Annotated in this window: 19 protein-coding genes and 3 tRNA genes; 17 read left to right on the top strand and 5 right to left on the bottom strand. The window is 41.5% G+C overall.

Annotated features, from left to right (window positions below; translation table 11 throughout):
* Positions 1 to 257: 257 nt before the first annotated feature.
* The 4 genes from ppnP (at position 258) to CAP51_RS12525 (ending at position 2,771) form a co-directional block, all read left to right on the top strand.
* The gene (gene ppnP, locus CAP51_RS12540) at positions 258 to 584 is read left to right on the top strand and encodes a pyrimidine/purine nucleoside phosphorylase (RefSeq protein ID WP_087621099.1); all 327 of its coding nucleotides are present in this window, start codon (positions 258 to 260) and stop codon (positions 582 to 584) included.
* A 104-nt stretch (positions 585 to 688) separates the two neighbouring features.
* Positions 689 to 1,432 carry a 23S rRNA (guanosine(2251)-2'-O)-methyltransferase RlmB gene (gene rlmB / locus CAP51_RS12535; protein WP_087621098.1) on the top strand — a complete coding sequence of 248 codons (744 nt, stop codon included), beginning with the start codon at positions 689 to 691 and terminating at the stop codon, positions 1,430 to 1,432.
* A gap of 18 nt (positions 1,433 to 1,450) precedes the next feature.
* Positions 1,451 to 2,341 (top strand): DMT family transporter, encoded by an 891-nt coding sequence (locus CAP51_RS12530; protein ID WP_087621097.1) that lies wholly within the window; start codon positions 1,451 to 1,453, stop codon positions 2,339 to 2,341.
* A 100-nt stretch (positions 2,342 to 2,441) separates the two neighbouring features.
* Complete coding sequence (locus tag CAP51_RS12525; protein ID WP_087621096.1) at positions 2,442 to 2,771, top strand: DMT family transporter; 330 nt, start codon at positions 2,442 to 2,444, stop codon at positions 2,769 to 2,771.
* A gap of 54 nt (positions 2,772 to 2,825) precedes the next feature.
* Here CAP51_RS12525 and CAP51_RS12520 read toward each other — a convergent pair whose 3' ends face one another.
* Positions 2,826 to 4,004, bottom strand: a complete 1,179-nt coding sequence (locus CAP51_RS12520) for a hypothetical protein (protein WP_087621095.1) — start codon at positions 4,002 to 4,004, stop codon at positions 2,826 to 2,828.
* Between the two features lie 377 nt (positions 4,005 to 4,381).
* On the opposite strand from CAP51_RS12520, the gene tauA reads away from it, so the two are divergent.
* Genes tauA through tauD form a run of 4 tightly spaced genes read left to right on the top strand, consistent with a single transcriptional unit; the run spans position 4,382 to position 7,970 of the window.
* A complete protein-coding gene (gene tauA / locus CAP51_RS12515; RefSeq protein WP_087621094.1) occupies positions 4,382 to 5,386 on the top strand; it encodes a taurine ABC transporter substrate-binding protein in 1,005 nt (334 codons plus the stop codon).
* A 12-nt stretch (positions 5,387 to 5,398) separates the two neighbouring features.
* Complete coding sequence (locus CAP51_RS12510) at positions 5,399 to 6,208, top strand: taurine ABC transporter ATP-binding protein (protein WP_087621093.1); 810 nt, start codon at positions 5,399 to 5,401, stop codon at positions 6,206 to 6,208.
* Positions 6,208 to 7,083, top strand: a complete 876-nt coding sequence (tauC, locus tag CAP51_RS12505) for a taurine ABC transporter permease TauC (RefSeq protein WP_087621092.1) — start codon at positions 6,208 to 6,210, stop codon at positions 7,081 to 7,083. Before CAP51_RS12510 ends, tauC begins: the two co-directional genes overlap by 1 nt.
* 17 nt (positions 7,084 to 7,100) lie before the next feature.
* Positions 7,101 to 7,970 (top strand): taurine dioxygenase, encoded by an 870-nt coding sequence (gene tauD / locus CAP51_RS12500; RefSeq protein ID WP_087621091.1) that lies wholly within the window; start codon positions 7,101 to 7,103, stop codon positions 7,968 to 7,970.
* A gap of 7 nt (positions 7,971 to 7,977) precedes the next feature.
* Here tauD and coaE read toward each other — a convergent pair whose 3' ends face one another.
* The 4 genes from coaE to pilB are packed head-to-tail and all read right to left on the bottom strand — an operon-like array spanning position 7,978 to position 12,395.
* Positions 7,978 to 8,577, bottom strand: a complete 600-nt coding sequence (gene coaE, locus CAP51_RS12495; RefSeq protein WP_087621090.1) for a dephospho-CoA kinase — start codon at positions 8,575 to 8,577, stop codon at positions 7,978 to 7,980.
* On the bottom strand, positions 8,578 to 9,435 hold the full coding sequence (locus CAP51_RS12490; protein WP_087621089.1) for a prepilin peptidase: 858 nt from the start codon (positions 9,433 to 9,435) through the stop codon (positions 8,578 to 8,580).
* Complete coding sequence (locus CAP51_RS12485; RefSeq protein WP_087621088.1) at positions 9,435 to 10,664, bottom strand: type II secretion system F family protein; 1,230 nt, start codon at positions 10,662 to 10,664, stop codon at positions 9,435 to 9,437. Before CAP51_RS12485 ends, CAP51_RS12490 begins: the two co-directional genes overlap by 1 nt.
* Before the next feature lie 21 nt (positions 10,665 to 10,685).
* Entirely contained in the window at positions 10,686 to 12,395 is a 1,710-nt protein-coding gene (gene pilB, locus CAP51_RS12480; protein ID WP_425426814.1) for a type IV-A pilus assembly ATPase PilB, read from the bottom strand.
* A gap of 186 nt (positions 12,396 to 12,581) precedes the next feature.
* Here pilB and tpiA point away from each other — a divergent pair, with 186 nt between their 5' ends.
* From tpiA to CAP51_RS12435, 9 genes are all read left to right on the top strand, one after another.
* Complete coding sequence (tpiA, locus tag CAP51_RS12475) at positions 12,582 to 13,349, top strand: triose-phosphate isomerase (protein ID WP_087621086.1); 768 nt, start codon at positions 12,582 to 12,584, stop codon at positions 13,347 to 13,349.
* Positions 13,350 to 13,358: 9 nt separating this feature from the next.
* Positions 13,359 to 13,685: a preprotein translocase subunit SecG gene (secG, locus tag CAP51_RS12470; protein WP_087621085.1), complete on the top strand. Its 327-nt coding sequence runs from the start codon at positions 13,359 to 13,361 to the stop codon at positions 13,683 to 13,685.
* Between the two features lie 55 nt (positions 13,686 to 13,740).
* Positions 13,741 to 13,825: transfer RNA gene (locus CAP51_RS12465), tRNA-Leu, on the top strand.
* A gap of 325 nt (positions 13,826 to 14,150) precedes the next feature.
* Positions 14,151 to 14,227, top strand: a tRNA-Met gene (locus CAP51_RS12460).
* Positions 14,228 to 14,322: 95 nt separating this feature from the next.
* Positions 14,323 to 14,399, top strand: a tRNA-Met gene (locus CAP51_RS12455).
* A gap of 250 nt (positions 14,400 to 14,649) precedes the next feature.
* Complete coding sequence (gene rimP / locus CAP51_RS12450) at positions 14,650 to 15,168, top strand: ribosome maturation factor RimP (RefSeq protein WP_087621084.1); 519 nt, start codon at positions 14,650 to 14,652, stop codon at positions 15,166 to 15,168.
* Between the two features lie 40 nt (positions 15,169 to 15,208).
* Positions 15,209 to 16,693, top strand: coding sequence for a transcription termination factor NusA (gene nusA / locus CAP51_RS12445; RefSeq protein ID WP_087621083.1), 1,485 nt, complete (start codon positions 15,209 to 15,211; stop codon positions 16,691 to 16,693).
* 14 nt (positions 16,694 to 16,707) lie between these two features.
* Positions 16,708 to 19,419, top strand: coding sequence for a translation initiation factor IF-2 (infB, locus tag CAP51_RS12440; RefSeq protein WP_087621082.1), 2,712 nt, complete (start codon positions 16,708 to 16,710; stop codon positions 19,417 to 19,419).
* Entirely contained in the window at positions 19,419 to 19,820 is a 402-nt protein-coding gene (locus CAP51_RS12435) for a ribosome-binding factor A (RefSeq protein ID WP_087621081.1), read from the top strand. Before infB ends, CAP51_RS12435 begins: the two co-directional genes overlap by 1 nt.
* Positions 19,821 to 19,864 lie beyond the last annotated feature (44 nt).

The following is a 19,864-nucleotide window of genomic DNA, read 5'->3' as shown; positions in this document are numbered from 1 at the left end:
TTTGAATATTGTCACAGCTATAAATGCACGTAGTGTAAAATCAGCCGATTAGTTTTAAGAAAATGATGCATTGGTCATGATACTGTCATGATTGTTGTTGTGAAATGTGCGGTCAGTTTATTCCGTTTATTTGTTAAACAAAATAACTTGATCAAATCGAAAGTTATCACGTAAATAGATTGATTCATCAATCATGCTCGGGATAAACTACAGCAGTTCTATTATTTAAGTCGTGATTATTGTACTGGAGTGACTACATGAGTTCGGCACAGTTTGACCATGTTTCTGTGATCAAAAAATCTAATGTTTATTTTGACGGTAAATGTATTAGCCATACGGTTCAATTTGAAGATGGAACGAAAAAAACACTTGGTGTGATCATGCCAACTGAACAACCATTAACATTTGAAACCCATGTTCCTGAGCGTATGGAAATTATTTCCGGGGAATGTCGGGTATTGATTGCCGACAGTGAAGAAAGCGAGTTATTTCGTGCAGGACAATCATTTTATGTTCCTGGCAATAGCCAGTTTAAAATAGAAACAACTGATGTTGTGGATTATGTTTGTCATTTAGAAGGCTAAAGATGTTAGATTAACATCGTCACGACAGTATCAATTTAATCCTGTAAGCGTGCATTACAGGATTTTTGTTTTTTATTCGACATTCTTTAACAGAGGTGAAGTTCATGGCAAAGCCAGAATATTATTATGGTGTACATGCAGTGGAGTCACTTCTTGAATTAGAACCAGAACGTGTCCTGACCTTATTTGTATTAAAAGGGCGTGATGATCAACGCCTGCACAAAATACTGGATTTGGCAGCACCATTTGGTATCAGTATTCAAAAAGCCAGTCGTGATAGTCTGGAAAAATTGGCAGGTTTGCCTTTTCATCAAGGTGTTGTTGCTTCAGTCAGACCGCATCCGACATTAAATGAAAATGACCTTGAACAATTGGTGGACTCTACACCCAATGTCTTTTTATTGGCACTGGATCAGGTGACCGATCCCCATAATCTGGGTGCATGTATTCGCACCGCGGCGGCAATGGGGGTACATGCAGTGATTGTACCGCGTGATCGTTCTGCAAGTTTGACACCAACAGCTAGAAAAGTCGCGGCAGGCGGTGCAGAAAAAGTAAAATTCATTCAGGTCACCAATCTTGGCAAAACACTGGCAGCATTAAAAAACCAGCAGGTTAAGGTGGTTGGAACTTTGCTGGATGAACAGGCATTACCGATTCAACAAAGTGATTTGACAGGACCTCTCGTTATTGTAATGGGTGCCGAAGACACCGGAATTCGTCCGATCAATCAGGCGCAATGCGATGAAAAAGTGTATATCCCGATGGCAGGGGATTTACAGAGTTTGAATGTCAGCGTGGCAGCGGGCATGGCACTGTATGAAGCTTGTCGACAACGCCTTTGTTAAATATTCAGTTGAGTCTCCATGTCTTCTAAAATGCAGGGTTACCTGTTTGTATTGATTTCCATGTGCATCTGGGGTGGATTTACCATTTTTTCCAGATTGAGTGCAAAGTGGCATATTGCAGCCTGGGATCTTACCGCTTTACGATTTGCCCTTGCTTTTTGTATTTTGATGCCGATTTTAATTTATAAAAAAGACATGGCATTTTTATGGAAAAAAGAGTCTGTCATTTTAGCCTTGATCGGTGGTGTTGCCTATTGTGTCACCTCATATACTGCGTTCACTTATGCACCTGCGGCACATGCCGCAATTTTTTTAAATGGTTGTATTCCGCTATGTACTGCATTGGCCGCCTATTTTTTATTTCGGCAACCCTTTGATCGACACACTTGGCTCAGCCTGATCATTATGATGGTATCCATTGCGATCATGAGTTATCTCCTCTCACAACAAAGTGCACATCCGTTTGGTTTGGGTGATGGATTGTTCTTTTTAAGTGCGATTTGGTGGGGCGTTTTCACAGTTTTATTGCGACAGTCTAGTTTAACAGCATGGCAGGCGATGTGTAGTGTGGCAATCTGGTCGGCACTAATTTATATCCCGATTTATCTATTATTTCTGCCAAAGCATCTGGATCAGGCGGCATGGAGTCATATTGTCATTCAAAGTTTGTTTCATGGCGTACTCGTGGTGATTGTTGCGACCTTAACTTATGTTGAAGCAATTAAAAGGCTGGGTGCATTCAAAACTGGCAGTATTGTGACATTAGCACCTTTTATTGCAGCGATTATTGCTGTGCCCTTGTTGCATGAACCCTTAAGTCTGGCAATTGTCTGTGGATTGATTGGTATTGGAATCGGTGCATTACAGCCGTGGCGATGGTTCCTATACAATAAAAAAACATATTCATAAACTTTTTTATTCAATGACGGAAGAAGGCAGGATTGCTGAGTACATCTGCTGTTAAAACGTTTATATTCCTAAACAGCATTGGCTGAGGAACTCATTTACAATGGCATATTTATATTTGTCGCTTGCAATTCTTGCAGAAGTCATCGCGACGTCTTCACTCAAAGCTTCTAATGGTTTTACGGTACTGATTCCGTCCATTATTACTGTTGTGGGTTATACCATTGCATTTTTTCTATTATCAATTACCTTAAAAACCATTCCGGTTGGAATTGCTTATGCCATTTGGTCTGGTGCAGGTATTATCATCATTTCTATAGTTGGCTGGATTGTATTTAAACAGCATTTGGATCTGCCTGCTTTTATCGGATTGGGGTTGATGATCGCAGGCATTATTGTGATGAATGTCTTTTCTAAAAGTACACACATCTAATGGTTTCTAGCTTAACAAATATTTCTCTCAATAGCTTTGGTAGATGATGAGAAGCTAAAAATAATATGCCAGCGAAACAAATAATCGTTTGTTCCAGTCCGTATTGTTCCCACCTGCCGCTAGACCATCGCTGTCCCCAAGGAATGGATCATGTTTTCCAATCAGTAACTCGGAATTAATCGTCCATTTTTGATAATTAAAGGATAAGCCTGCAATAATCCTTTCTGAATCTTTAAAGGTATTTTGCTTTTTTTGATAAGCACTATAGTTGAGGTAAGGTCGAATGGTATTTAAAGCACCAAAAGTGTGTGGGAAGAGATAACTCACTTCAGCCGAATAAATTTGCCCTTCAGTTGCACTATTAAATGATGAATCAAATCCACCCAATGTCAGATGATCTGGATAGGTATCATCTGCATTATCGATGTCTTGAAATCCTGCCAGCAATTGTAGGTTCCATTGATTGTAATTGGTATTGCTAAACACCGAATATACCTGACGATCACCATTCTGATGTGTACGCTTATTTTCTATGGTTGAGTACCAAGCCGAAGCACCAATTTGACTTGAAAAATTTTCCTGATCAAATACGTGGTCAAAAGTATGTGCCGCCCGAATAACAAAACTATTTTTTTCTCGTGTATAGGTTCCATCTGTTACATAGTCATCGGCTTCGACAGGATTAATACTAAAACGACGGGCATCTTTACTGTGCCCTTGAAAATTGCCGCCATCTCGGGGGTAATAAGCGATCTGAATTTCATTTTTATCATTTTGGTAATCATATTTTATTCCTAGATTATGCACATCCTCCAGACCAGCGGCATTGCCAATTCCCAAATAATAATTATTGCCCCAGAATCGTCCCAGACCAAAAGGCACTGGATTCAAACCTGCAATGATTTTGTGCTGATCATTAATTTTATAGCCCAACCATGCATCAGTTAACCAGCTGGCATCGCCAATATGGCCATAGTATTCGTATGCGCGATAATCCAGACGGCCAATCCAGTGTGGAGAGCTATAGTCTAGCCATAACACAGCATCATTAAAGGATAATTTACTGGTCGTGGGTTCGGTATCAAAATTATAGATATATTTCGCCCTGATTGTTCCACTGACATTAAGTTGACCAGTTTCTGCATCGCCAAAACTTAGACCCGCATAACTCGGTACTGTGATCAGGGCAGCTGTACCCAAAATAAATAGTTTATAAAGACGTTTTAAAGACATTTTTCTCTGTGCTATGTCAACCTAGTTCAGCCATCAATATATAGATGTCATATTCAAGTCATAAAATATAAAAACAATATAATTTTATAATGAATAGATCATTGAATTTAAAGATAATTATATGTAATTTTATTAACGTGTTGATTTATAATAAATTAATCTGAAATTTTATGAGGGTGTATCGTAACAATGGCAAAATGATAAGAGGCAGAATATCTTTAATGGCTTGTGTATATCTAACTGTAATTACAGGTAATATTTTTATTCTCAAAAATAATATAACGAATTTGCATAAGGGCATGAATATAACTTATTTCGAGGCAGCAATACTGTTCCGTAAAATCTATTAATAAATCAGATAGATCTTGGATCATACAATGAGTTTAAAAACAAAACCTATTATTATTAGTGTGGTCGTATTAGTTGCGGTCGTTGCTTTTATCTGGGTGCAATTTAAAGATAATTTTGGACAATCAGATCAGCCTGTGGTGATTGCCTATCAAACTGGGGTAGACCCAAGTAAAGTTGCACAGGCAGATGGCGACTATGAAAAAAACAGCCATCGTAAAATTGAATGGAAAAAATTTGATGCTGGTCCGGATGTAGTCAATGCACTGGCATCTGGTGATGTGGTGATTGGTAACTTGGGTTCAAGTCCATTGGCTGCTGCGGCTAGTCGTAATTTGCCGATAGAAGTTTTTTTGATTACCTCAAAACTTGGTGCATCTGAATCACTGATTGTACGTAAAGATAAGGGTATCAATACACCAGAAGATTTGATCGGGAAAACCATTGCCGTACCGTTTGTTTCAACTACACATTACAGTTTGTTATCTGCGCTCAAGCATTGGAATATTCCTGAAAGTCAGGTAAAAATTATTAATTTAAGACCACCAGAAATCATTGCAGCGTGGGAACGTGGTGATATTGATGGCGCATATGTTTGGGAACCTGCATTAAGTAAACTGAAAAATGGTGGCACAATTTTAACTGATTCCAAGCAAGTTGGAGAATGGGGGAATCCTACTTATGACCTTTGGGTGGTACGTCAGGATTTTGCAAAAAATAATCCGGATTTTGTCAAGGCATTCAGCCAAACCACATTACAACAAATTGAAGAATATAATCGTAATCCAGATGGATATCTGAAAGATCAGGACAAACTCACAAAAATATCTCAATTAACTGGTTCAAATGCAGAAGATATTCCGCTGTTGTTAAGTGGTAATACATATTTGGACGAGGCGCAGCAAAAACAGACACTACAGCATGAGTTTGCGAAAAATATTCATGACACCGCAACATTTCTAAAATCACAAGGCAAGGTCGATCAGGTAAAAGCAGATTATCAGGAAAACGTGACAACTGCATATTTACCCTAAGAGGAGATTCTAATGAGTATTTTAACCGCACAAAATATTTCTCTGTCTTTTGCAGCAGATAAACCGCCTGTTTTAGAGGATATTAATCTGACACTAAAAGAAGCTTCATTAACGGTGATTTTAGGTGAGTCTGGATGTGGAAAAACCACCTTGCTCAATATTCTGGCTGGATTCCAGCAACCAGATGCCGGTGTAGTGAAGGTGGATGATCAGGTTGTGCAAGGTCCAAGTGCCTCAAGAGCAGTTGTTTTTCAGGATCATGCATTGTTACCCTGGTTAAATGTTGAGCAAAATATTGGTTTTGCCTTGCAATTGAAAAGGTTGAAAGAAAAAGAGATTAAACCTGTTGTCGATAAAATTTTGCAGACAGTGAGTCTTAGCCATGTGGCAAAAGCCAATATATGGGAGCTGTCCGGTGGGATGAAGCAGCGGGTGGGTATTGCCCGCGCATTGGTGAGTCATGCACCCTTTATTTTGCTTGATGAACCATTTGCTGCTCTGGATGCTTTTACGCGTGAAAATATGCAGCAATTGGTATTGGATTTATGGATTGAGCAACAAAAAAGCTTCTTTCTCATCACTCATGATATTGAAGAAGGTTTATTGCTGAGCAATCAATTGATATTGATGACAGCACGACCAGGAAAAATTGTTCAGACATTAAACCTTGATTTTGCCAATCGCTATAAAGATGGTGAACCGATTCGATCGATTAAGTCTGATCCACAATTTATTCAGTTGCGAGAAGAATTATTTGAACAATTAAGAGAGCAACAGGCTGAGCAGCAGTTATTTGCATCATCATCAGAGGCATTTGCATAATGAGTCTAAAAAAACAACCTGCATGGGCTGCGAATACCACAAGTACAGAATCTGCCCTAGGTTCAGAAAGCTCGACAGCATTTTCTGTATCTAAACAGGTTTTTATAAAATATAGGAATATTCTGGTCAGTATTGCCAGTGTAGCTACGGTACTGTTGATTTGGTCGATTATTTCTGCCTTGCATATTGTCCCGGAACTTTTCTTACCCAGTCCTCTTGCTGTATGGCATAAGTTCATTGAAATCAGTCAGCAGGGCTTCATGAAAGTCACCTTGTGGCAGCACCTTGCTGCCAGTATTTCTAGAGTATTGGTTGCTTTAATTATCGCTACACTGATTGGCGTGCCGATTGGATTGTGGATGGGATTGAATAAGTGGGTGCGTGCAGTGCTAGATCCATTGGTAGAGTTATTGCGACCTATTCCTCCATTGGCTTATTTACCTTTGTTGGTGATTTGGTTTGGTATTGGTGAGACAACAAAAATTTTACTGATCTTTTTTTCAATTCTGGCACCTATCATTATCAGTAGTACCCATGGTGTATTAAGCCATCAAATTAATCGGGAGCGTGCCGCTTTGTCTCTAGGTGCAACCCGATCTCAGGTCTTTTGGCATGTTATTTTACCCACTGCATTACCCAGCATTATGACAGGTATTCGTATTGGCCTAGGTGTGGGCTGGTCGACACTGGTGGCGGCAGAACTGGTTGCTGCTGATCGAGGTGTTGGTTTTATGGTGCAATCTGCTGCCCAGTTTTTAATTACTGATGCTGTCGTTCTGGGGATTATTATTATTGCACTTGTCGCTGTGGCATTTGAAATTTTCCTGCGTTGGTTACAACAGCAATTCTCCCCGTGGTATGGTCAGCAAGTATAAGGTGTGTGAAGAATAAAATGAGTTCAATTGGATATTTAAATATTGAAAAAATTAAGCCTGCCATCGGTGCGATTATTCACGGTATTGATCTAAATGATATAGATCAATATACCTTGGAACACATTAAGCAGGCTTTGCTAGATCATCAGGTTATTTTTTTTAGACAGCAAAAATTGTCCTCTGCCTCGCAAGCGACACTTGCCCGGAGTTTTGGGCAATTACACGTACATCCTGTCTATCCTTCTGTCGAGAATACACCCGAAATTATGGTATTGGATAGTTTACAACAGGATTTACGTGATAATGAGTTATGGCATACCGATGTCACCTTTAGCGAAACGCCTCCACTTGGCTGTGTACTACAGGCCATCAAGATTCCAGAATTCGGTGGCGATACCTTGTGGTCCAGCAGTACGGCTGCATTTGAGCAGCTAGAATTCGATTTACAACAACAATTATTCCACCTCACAGCAACACATGATATTCGTAAATCTTTCCCACTTGAACGATTTGCAAAGACAGCGGAGCAGCGCAAAAAACTTGAGCAGGTTTTTGAAAAAAATCCACACATTACCCATCCAGTAGTCGTCAATCATCCTGAAACCAAAAAACCAATTCTTTTTGTTAATGAAGGGTTTACCACTCAAATTAATGAACTTGATGCAGAGAACAGTGAGGCATTATTGCGCTTTCTTTTTCAGCATGCAACACAAGAGGAGATTTCTCTGCGCTGGAAATGGCAAGTTGGTGATGTAGCGATTTGGGATAATCGTTGTACCCAGCATAAGGCTTTATTTGATTATGGAGATGCACATCGTATTATGCATCGGGCAACAATCGTAGGCCAACGACCAACGCGTGACAAACTATATTTGGATACGGTGTAAGCGGTGGTTATGACAAGCTTTGCTGTAAATATTGTTGATGTAATTTTTCAAGTTGCTGATATAAATGCTCAAGGTGTCCATCATTGATGACAATGTCATCAGCGCGTTTTTGTTTGTCGGCACGGGACATCTGTGCGGCAATAATCTGTTTGATTTGTTCGATAGATTGTCCATCACGTTGGCTAGCACGCTGGATTTGGATGTCTTCCGAGGCATCTATCAGTAGGGTGCGCGCAGTTAGTTTGTGTTGATTGGTTTCAAAGAGCAGCGGTGAAACCAGAATGGCATACGGGCTATCGGCTTGTTGGAGTTGTTCAATGATTGATGCACGGATTGCAGGGTGGGTGATCTGCTCTAACGCTTTACGTGCTTGCGGTTGCTGAAAAATATGTTCACGCAAGGCGCGACGATCCAGCTCGCCATTGTCGAGTAAAACCCAGTCACCAAAAGCATGCTGTATTTGTTGCAGTGCTGGTTGACCAGGCTGTACGATTTCACGTGCGACAATATCAGCATCTACAATTCCAATGCCTTGTTGTTCAAACCAGTGACTTGCTGCGGACTTGCCGCTACCAATACCGCCGGTTAGACCCAGTACTAAACCCATTTAACCACCCAGATAAGCCGTCATGATTTGATCTCCCCATAAAAAAGCAATCCAACCGGCAATTGCAAGATAGGGACCAAATGCAAAAGGCCGATTTTCTTTGGTCACTTTTAATAAGATGATGCCAATGATTGCGCCTACAAGTGAGGATAATAATATAATCAAAGGCAATTGCAATGGTCCCATCCATGCACCTAATGCGGCAAGTAATTTAAAATCTCCATAGCCCATGCCTTCTTTGCCAGTAATCAGCTTAAAAATAATATACACCACCCAGAGTGATAAAAAACCGATTAAACAGCCCCAAATGGCTTGAGTGGGTGAGATAAAAATAGCATAGCTGTTGATGGCAAGACCCAAGCCAATCAAAGGAAAGGTTAATCGATCCGGGAGTAATTGGGTGTCAAAATCTATCCCTGTTAATGCAATGAGTACCCAGGTAAAAATCAATCCAAATACAGTTTCTATGCTGGCACCAAAATGATGGGCGATGACCAGTGAGCAAAGCATTGTCCCCAGTTCAACCAATGGATAGCGAATAGAGATGGGCTGTGTACAATTACTACATTTACCCTTTAATAACAACCAACTGATCAGAGGAATATTTTCATACCACCGGATTTTATGCTGGCAATTCGGACAACTCGATGCTGGTGTACTTAAGGTGAATTTTTCGATTGGTGTGATAGGCTGATCAGGATGCAAAAATGCCTGACACTCCTGTTGCCATTCGTTTTCCATGATTTTAGGGAGACGATAAATTAACACATTCAGGAAACTGCCAACGCATAAAGCTAAGAATGCAACGCTAAGATAAAATACAGTGGCATTCTCTTGTAAAAGTTGTAAAAATTGCATTAGACCACAGAACCCATCTGGAAAATTGGTAAATACATGGCAATCACTAAACCACCGACCAAGACACCTAAAACAGCCATGATCAGGGGTTCCATCATACTGGTTAGGCCATCAACTGCATTGTCCACTTCATTTTCGAAATGGGTGGCAACTTTATCCAGCATACTGTCTAGTGCCCCAGATTCCTCGCCGATCGCCACCATCTGAATTGCCATACTTGGGAATCTTTGAGTTTGGCGCATAGCAAATTGAAGTTGTTGTCCTGTTGCTACATCATCACGAATACGCATTACGGCTTTTTCGTAAACAACATTATTGGTTGCCCCAGCGGTTGATTCGAGCGCATCAATGAGTGGAACACCGGCAGCAAATGTAGTGGCAAGGGTACGGCTATAACGGGCAATAATCGATTTATAAACCAGATCACCAAAAATTGGTAATTTTAAAGCGGTTTGATCGAGAAAATCCTGAAACTTTTTACTGCGTCGTTTCGCTTCCAGAAAACCAAATACCAGTGCGCCGATACCAATAATAAGAAGGAACCAGTAGCTTTGCATCCATTTTGACATATTGACTACCATTTGGGTAAAGGCAGGTAAATCTGCACCAAATGAGCTAAATAAGTCCTGAAAGACGGGTACGACTTTAACCATCAAAATAATCGTGACGATGATGGCAACTACCACTACAGTTGCTGGATATTTCATAGCTTTTTTGATTTTTTGCTTGAGAAGTTCGCTTTTTTCCTTATAAATGGCCACACGATCCAGCATGGTTTCCAGCGCACCAGATTGTTCACCGGATTCAACCAATGAGCAGAATAATTCATCAAAATATTGTGGGTATTTACGCAAAGCTCCAGCAAAGGTATTACCCCCTTCAACTTCGGTTTTGATCCCGAGTACCACATCACGCATCGATGGATTATCCAGACCTTCTGCAACGATTTCAAAGGATTGTACCAATGGCACACCCGCTTTCATCATGGTTGCAAGCTGACGGGTAAAAATCGTGATATCTAATGTGGTCACTTTTTTCTTGAATAATTTATTCAAGAATTCAATTTCACGTTTTTGTGTGATTTTTCTAACCGTAATACCTTGTTTTCTAAGTGTGACTTTCGCCAATGCCATATTCTTGGCGGGAAGGTCCCCCTTAATTTTAAGCCCCTTACGATCTACCCCTTCATATGAAAACGTCGGCATCAATTTTGCTTTTTTAACTGCCATTTGCCTTTTCCTTAACTGTCATTATTCACTGGTGACACGGTTGACTTCTTGCAACGTGGTAATGCCTTGCATGACTTTGATCAAACCAGAACGCCTTAAATTATTATACCCCAAGCGATGTGATGCCTCTGCAATCTCAATGGCATTTCCATCTTCCATAATAATTTTTGAAATCTCTGGGGTGACTTTCATGACTTCATAAATACCCACACGCCCTTTATAGCCATCCCGACATTCCGGACAGCCCACTGCTTCAAAAATTTTAAAGTCAGGATGTTGTAAATCCTGTTCATTAAATCCCATTTCCAGAAGGCTGGGTTTGGGAATTTCAATGACACGTTTACAGTGTGAGCATAATCGACGTGCCAGACGCTGTGCAATCACCAGATTGACCGAGGTTGCAATATTAAAGGAAGGAACCCCCATATTGCGTAAACGGGTTAATGTTTCCGGTGCGCTATTGGTATGTAGTGTAGATAACACCATATGACCTGTTTGTGCTGCTTTAATGGCAATTTCTGCTGTTTCTAGGTCACGAATCTCCCCGACCATGATGATATCGGGATCCTGACGCAGGAAAGATTTTAAGGCAGCGGCAAATGTTAAACCGACTTTGGTGTTGACATTGACCTGATTAATCCCTTCCAGGTTAATTTCCACTGGGTCTTCTGCGGTAGATATATTGGTGTCTTCGGTATTGAGAATATTTAAACCAGTATAAAGTGATACTGTTTTACCGGAACCGGTTGGACCAGTGATCAATAACATGCCTTGTGGCTTTTCCAGTGCTTCCATGAACAGGGCTTTTTGTTCTGGATCATAACCGAGCGCATCAATACCCAACATGGCACTTGATGGGTCTAGAATACGCAACACAATTTTTTCGCCGAATAATGTTGGCAAGGAGTTAACACGAAAATCGATGGCTTTGGTTTTTGACAGTTTGAGTTTAATCCGTCCATCTTGTGGCATGCGTTTTTCGGAAATATCCATTTGCGACATGACTTTTAGTCGTGAAGCAAGACGTGTGGCAAGCTGTAACGGCGGTCTGACAATTTCACGTAATACGCCATCGACACGATATCTAACCCGATACATTTTTTCATAAGGTTCAAAATGTAAGTCCGATGCGCCCATACGAATGGCATCGACCAGTAGTTTATTGATATATTTTACAATCGGTGCTTCATCTTCGGCGGATTTCTCGTCTTCGGTTTCGGTATTGTCATGACCATCAGCTACTTCTAAATCAAAGTCTTCGTCACCAAAATTAAAATTATCCTGTTCCTGATAATGCGTGGAAATAAACTTGGCGAGTTTATTCTGTTCCACAATCACATTTTGTAAATTGAGTTTACTGTTAAAACGAATGGTTTCCAGCCCATCGAGGCGTGTAGGATCACTCACTGCAACAAATAAATTGTTGCCTCTTTTCATTAATGGAATAATCTGGTGTTGTACCACCAGTTTTTCTTCCACCAGATCTTTAGGAAGTTGCGCAGGATCGTAGCTGTCCAGATCGAAAATCGGTTCGGCGAATTCTTCTGAAATGGTCAGGGCAATGGTCAAGGCAGGAATGTTGTAGTCTTCAACCAATACTGCAGCCAAAGGTTGTTTATTCCTTTTGGCTTGCTCTTGCGCTTTTAGCATCGATTCAGTGCTGATCACCCCATCAGCAACTAGGCGTCGAATATAGCCCGTAAAATTTGCATGACTTTGCGCTAGCATAATATTAACGGCTCATTTAATCAGTGTTTTTGTTGATGAAAATCGTGTTTAAAACAATATAACACAAATTAATAACGATCAAACAAAAAACGCAATTAACGCCGTCCTGACGAAAAACATTCATGGCATATTTTGGTGAAATAAACATTTCAGTGTAAAATTGCCAAAATTGTTATTGAGCAGTGATGAATGGAAAAAACTTCCCCGAAAAAATGGGTCATTGGGAATTGGAAATTAAATCCTTATTTTCAGGATGCACAGGCTTTATTTCAAAGCATTACTCAACATATTGAAGGTCAATCTTTGGACTGTCAGGTTGCAATTGCACCTCCGACTGCTTATTTGGCATTTTTTTCGGCACAAAATTTGCCGTTGCCTATCGTCGCGCAGGATATTTCCATCGTCAATGGTACCGGTGCCTATACCGGAGAGATCAGTGCAGATTTACTGAAACATGCCAATGTGAATTATACGCTGATCGGTCATTCCGAGCGTCGGGAATTGTTTGGCGATCATGTGGAACGTTTGCAGCAAAAAATTAAAAATGCCATTGGGTCAGGATTGCACATTATTTATTGTGTGGGTGAAAGTCTGGAACAACGTGAAGCTGGTCATGCCAAGGATATTGTGATTCAGCAACTACAAGAATTAAAAGCTGTTTTATCCGAAGATGATTGGCAAAATGTGATTATTGCCTATGAACCGATCTGGGCAATTGGTACGGGTAAAACTGCTTTACCTCAGGATGCACAGGATATGCATGCGACTATCCGTAGTTATTTGCAAGATCATACCACGTGGGCAAATCGTATCTCTTTACTCTATGGTGGTAGTGTTAAACCTGAAAATGCGGTAGAGTTAGCAGCCTGCACAGATATTGATGGTGCACTGGTTGGCGGGGCATCACTGGATGCTTCAAGTTTTATTTCAATTATTCAAGCTTTTGCGCAAAAATAAGGTGATTTGATGTATACCTTTGTACTTGTCGTGCATATTTTACTTGCGATTTTAATGATTGCCCTGATTCTGGTTCAGCATGGCAAAGGTGCAGATGCGGGTGCATCATTTGGTGGTGGCGGTGCAGCAACTGTATTTGGTGCTTCCGGGTCTGCTAATTTTATGACACGCCTCACAGCAGTTTTAACCGCCTTATTTTTTGTGACCAGTTTAACCTTGGCTGTTTTTGCAAAAAAACAAAACCAGGCCATGTATACCTTGCCGGGCGCGGAACAAACCCAGCAAGTCCCGGTGTCGAATGAATCTTCACCAACTGTGCCGGTTAAATCAGAATAATTTTAAAATATGGCTTTTCTTTTAAAATAGAAAAGACTAGAATGCAGCCCTAATTGCGGTGGTGGTGGAATTGGTAGACACGCTACCTTGAGGTGGTAGTGCTTTCGGGCGTGGGGGTTCAAGTCCCCCCTTCCGCACCAATATTGTAAGATCTACAGTATTGGAAACAGACATAAAGGTTTAAGCGTTTGACGTTTAAGCCTTTTTTGTTGTCTGTTATAAAATCATTGAATTGATGATCGCGAATGCTTTAATTTATTCTAGCTTTTATATCGTAAGATATCTTTTGGAAATAAGATGTGATAGGGCATAGCGCTCGCTGATCATCAAAATAATGCTTTATCAATTTTTCTGTGTATTGCAGAGCTTTTGTACAAATAGCTAAAAATAAAAAAACATTGCCTTGCAATATGACAATCTTGTGTTAGACTGCGCATCTCGATAAAACGAGACAGTCAATTTCGATGCGGGATGGAGCAGTCTGGTAGCTCGTCGGGCTCATAACCCGAAGGTCGTTGGTTCAAATCCAGCTCCCGCTACCAATTTAATGTAACGTGTTTAATGAAATTTTAATGCACTAACATTGATCATCTAAATTGACTTTTGTAAGAAAAGCACTATAATATGTGCACATTGATGCGGGATGGAGCAGTCTGGTAGCTCGTCGGGCTCATAACCCGAAGGTCGTTGGTTCAAATCCAGCTCCCGCTACCAAGTTTCTAATTAAAGAGGCTCACAATGAATGGTGGGCCTTTTTGCACAGTGGAATTTAAAAACTGTGCAGGTAAAAAGGGGGCGAATGCGCCCTTTTTTGTTGGCTATCGTGAGTTAAGACATGAGCCATGTATGGTACACGGTTAAAACGTCATGCTTCACTATAGCGAATTATTCAAGGTAAGTTTGCAGGTTTTCATCAACCTTTAACAAATTTTGAGTCCAATAGATTTAGCAGTGACGAGAGTACATGAAATTATCGAGTAAAACTCAAGCGTTATATGAACTGATTGCACCAGCTGTGGCAGCGTGTGATGTCGAGTTGTGGGGTATTGAGTTTATTCCGCAAGGCAAGCGTTCTTTATTACGTATTTATATTGATAAAGCAGATGCAGTAGAAGAATTAACGACTGAGGTTCAAGACGAAGAACAGGGTCGAGGTATTGGTGTGCAGGATTGTGTTGCCGTAACGCATCAGGTGAGTGGTATCTTGGATGTACATGATCCAATTTCTGGTGAATATTCACTTGAAGTATCGTCTCCGGGTTGGGATCGTCCTTTCTTTAAGCTAGAACAAATGCAGCATTATCTTGGACAGCAAGTAGCCTTGCGTTTGATTTCTGCTGTAGATAATCGCCGTAAATTTCAAGCCAAGTTGCTTGCGGTAGATATCGAAAAAGATATGATTCAAGTTGAGGTCGAGAATCAGCAAGTTCTCGAAATAGATAGCCATAATATTGATAAGGCAAATTTGATTTATCAGGATTGATTTTTAGTACATTTTAGATAAATTTTGAAATAGGTGACTTATGAGCCGTGAAATTCTTACCGTTGTGGAAACGGTCAGTAATGAAAAAGGTGTTAGTCGTGAGGCGATCTTTCAGGCCTTAGAGCAAGCACTGGTTGCTGCAACAAAGAAAAAGTTTTATGAAAATACGCCATCTTCTGAAGCACAACTGCGTGTTGAAATTGATCGTAAAACTGGTGATTATCGTACCTTCCGTCAATGGGAAGTGGTTGCAGATGAAGACCATGAAATGCCAGCTTGTCAGGATGCAATTTCTGATGTAGATCCGGCAAAATGGTCGATTGGTGATATTCGTGAACTCGAAGTAGAGTCTATTGAATTTGGACGTATTGCCGCACAAATTGCCAAACAAGTGATTGTACAAAAGATTCGTGAAGCTGAACGTGCACTGGTTGCAGATGCATATGAATCCAAAGTTGGTGAACTGGTTTACGGCGAAGTAAAAAAACAGACCAAAGACGGTTTTATTATCGATTTGGGTGATGGTGCAGAAGCTTATCTGGCACGTGAAGAAGCAATTCCCAAAGAAATTTTGCGTCCGAAACAACGTATTAATGCGATTTTATTTAATGTGAATCGTGAAGGTCGTGGCGCACAATTATTGTTGTCGCGTGCTAAACCGGAAATGTTGATGGCACTCATGAAGAAAGAAGTGCCAGAGATTGCCGAAGAAATTATTGAAATCAAGGCAGCAGCACGTCAACCCGGTGTACGCGCCAAAATCGCGGTCAAAACCAATGACCATCGTATTGATCCGGTGGGTGCATGTATTGGGATGCGTGGTACACGTATTCAGGCCGTTCAGCAAGAATTAAATGGTGAACGTATTGATGTCGTGGTCTGGTCTGATGATCCAGCGCAGTATATTGCCAGTGCATTAGAGCCGGCAGATGTTTCAGGTATTGTGATTGATGAAGATGCGCATAGTGCTGATATCATTTTTGCAACCAATGAACAACTGGCTCGTGCAATTGGTTCGCAAGGTCAAAACGTACGTCTGGCATCAGAATTGACGGGTTATAAACTCGATATGATGCTAGAAGACGAATATCGTGCTCGTCAGGAAAGTGAATCGCAACAGTATGTTGATATGTTTGTGCAACGTCTGGATATTGATCAAGAACTGGCGATGGCACTGGTAGAAATGGGCTTCACCTCACTAGAGGAAGTTGCTTATGTACCGGTTGAAACTTTTGATGAAATCGGTCTGGATGAAGAAACTGTTGCCGTTTTGCAGGAACGTGCCAAGGAAGCTGCTTTGGCTGATGTCTTAAGTCAGCAGGAAAGTCTGCAACAAGCAACAGAAGAATTATTGGGTATGGAAGGTATGACACCTGAAATTGCTCAAGCATTAGCGCAGCGTGGCATTGCAACATTAGATGATTTAGCCGATCAAGCCATTGATGATATCAACGATATCGAAGGTTTGAGTGATGAAAAAGCCGGTCAACTCATCATGAAAGCACGTGAATCATGGTTTAACTAAGGAGGAGGTCATACATGACGGACAAAACGATACAAGAGTTAGCGAAAAGCGTAAACCGTCCAGTCGAAAAGCTCCTCGAGCAGGTTCGTGATGCTGGATTGCCACAACGCAAAGCGAGTGATGTGATTAGTACTGCCGAACAAGAAAAGCTGTTTGCTTCGATTCAAAGTTCAGCAGGGAATAAACTTGGTGCAGGAATTACTTTGAAACGTAAAACAACAAGTACTGCTAAGGTTGCAGATTCATCTGGACGTACCAAAAATATCAATGTTGAAGTACGTAAAAAGCAAATTTTTGCCAAACCGGATCCTGCCAAACTAGCAGCCGAAGCAAAAGCCAAAGCTGAAGCAGAGGCGAAAGCCAAGGCAGAAGCGGAAGCCAGAGCAAAAGCAGGCACAAAAGCCAAAACAGATAGCCAGCCAAAAGCGACTGATGGTGCCAGTAAAGCATCAGCAGCACTTGAAGCAATGCGTGCATCGCAGAAAAAAGATACCGCAAGAACAGCACCTAAACCTGAAGTTGTGGTGAAAAAACGCGGTGCGACCATTACCAAGGCGCCTGTTGCAAAAGTGACTGAAACCGCAGAGCAGAAAAAAGCTCGTGAAGCACAAGCTGCACAATTGAAGGCGACAGAAGAAGCTGCACGTCGTAAAGCTGCGGAAGAAGCACAACAACGTACGCTTGAACAGATGCGTAAAATGGCATCAAAATATTCAAGTGATGATAGCACTGCAACCATTCGTGTCGTAGATGATGCACCTTTGGCTGCCGGTCTGGTAGGTCAGGCTTACGAAGATTCATTTGAAAAAGAAGACCGTGAAATTAAACGTGGTGGTGCAAATGCCCGACCACAGAAAAAAGGCGGTCGTCGTGGTCAGGAAGAGCAAAACTTCAACCAGAATTCACATAAACGTGGTTTAAAAACCAGTCAAGGCAATAAACACGGCTTTGAAAAACCGGTTAAAAAACAAGTTTATGATGTGGAAATTGGTTCAAGTATCGTGGTTGCCGATCTTGCCCAGAAAATGGCAATTAAAGTACGCGAAGTTATTAAAACACTCATGAAAATGGGTGAGCTAGTAACACAGAATCAGGCAATCGACCAAGATACTGCTGCACTGGTTGTAGAAGAAATGGGACATAATCCTGTTCTGGTTTCTGATACTCAGGCCGAAGATAACCTGTTTGAAGCCGCAGAAGAAGCACGTGGTGAGCAAACTACTCGTCCACCAGTTGTGACCATCATGGGCCATGTTGACCATGGTAAAACGTCCTTGCTTGACCGTATCCGCCGTTCAAAAGTGGCTGCGGGTGAAGCCGGGGGGATTACTCAGCATATTGGTGCGTATCACGTTAAAACTGACAAGGGTATTATTACTTTCCTTGATACTCCGGGACATGCGGCATTTACTGCAATGCGTTCGCGTGGTGCCAAGGCGACTGATATTGTGGTACTGGTTGTTGCAGCAGATGACGGTGTAATGCCACAAACTGCCGAAGCAATTGATCATGCACGTGCTGCGGGCACACCGATTATTGTGGCCATCAACAAGATGGACAAAGAATCTGCTGATCCAGATCGTGTACTGAATGAATTGACTGCCAAACAAATCGTTCCAGAACAATGGGGCGGTGATGTGCCAGTCGCACAAGTGTCAGCACATACCGGTGCAGGTATTGATGAATTACTGGATTTGATCCTGATTCAATCAGAATTGATGGAGCTTAAAGCTTCTGCCGAAGGTGCAGCGCAAGGTGTTGTGATTGAGGCCCGTGTCGACAAAGGTCGTGGTGCAGTGACGTCTATTCTGGTACAAAACGGTACCTTGAATATTGGTGATCTGGTACTTGCAGGTTCATCTTATGGCCGTGTACGTGCCATGTCCGATGAAAATGGTCAGCCAATTAAATCTGCCGGACCTTCCATTCCTGTGGAAATTCTGGGTCTACCCGATGCACCAATGGCGGGTGATGAAGTACTTGTGGTCAATGACGAGAAAAAAGCACGTGAAGTCGCGGATGCGCGTTCGGATCGTGAACGTCAAAAACGTATTGATCGTCAAAGTGCAATGCGTCTTGAAAACATCATGGCATCCATGGGTAAAAAAGATGTACCAACTGTCAATGTGGTATTGAAAACCGATGTACGTGGTACCTTGGAAGCCCTGAATGTTGCATTGTCAGAACTTTCAACTGATGAAGTTAAAGTACGTATCATCAGTTCCGGTGTCGGTGCAATTACTGAATCTGACGTGACTTTAGCGGAATCTTCCGAAGCAGTATTGCTTGGCTTTAATGTGCGTGCTGATGCAACTGCACGTCAAAAAGCCGATCAGGATGGCGTAGATATTCGTTATTACAGCATCATTTATGAATTGATTGATGATGTGAAAGATGCAATGAGCGGTAAGCTGGCACCTGAACATCGTGAAACAATTCTGGGTGTGGCGCAAGTACGTGAAGTGTTCCGTTCAAGTAAGTTCGGTGCAGCGGCTGGTTGTATGGTGATGGAAGGTGTTATTCATCGTAACAAGCCAATTCGTGTATTACGTGATGACGTGGTTGTATTCCAGGGCGAACTTGAATCCTTACGTCGTTATAAAGATGTAGTCGACGAAGTCCGTGCAGGTATCGAATGTGGTTTGGCTGTAAAAGGCTATAATGACATTCAACCTTTAGACAAGATTGAAGTGTACGACGTTCAGCAAGTGAAACGGAGTCTTTAATGGCAAGTCAACGCTTAAAACGTATGGCGGATTCGGTTCAGAGAGAACTATCTGAATTGATTCGTCTAGAACTCAAAGATCCTCGTCTGGGTGGTTTAGTTACGATTTCAGGCGTGAAAGTGAGTCCAGACTTGGGTTATGCGGAAGTTTATGTCACTGTGATGGGACGTGAACTTGATGATGATCAGACTGAACAGGCACATAAGGAAACCTTGGATGTTTTAAACAAGGCATCCGGCTTCCTGCGTCAGGAATTGAGTCGTCGTATTAAAACACGTATCACCCCACGTTTGCGTTTTCATTATGACAAGACCAATGCATATGGTAACTATATGTTTGGTTTGATTGCTGAGGCAGTAAAAGATTTACCGGCCAATGAAGCAAAAGATCAAGATGAATAATCATGTTTCATGATGACATGAGCCAGATCAAATGATCTGGCTTT

It is taken from the genome of Acinetobacter populi (assembly GCF_002174125.1).
In the GTDB taxonomy this organism is placed as follows: Bacteria; Pseudomonadota; Gammaproteobacteria; order Pseudomonadales; family Moraxellaceae; genus Acinetobacter; species Acinetobacter populi.
Note: the sequence above shows the minus strand (reverse complement) of the source record. Positions and strands in the feature narration are given on the sequence as shown.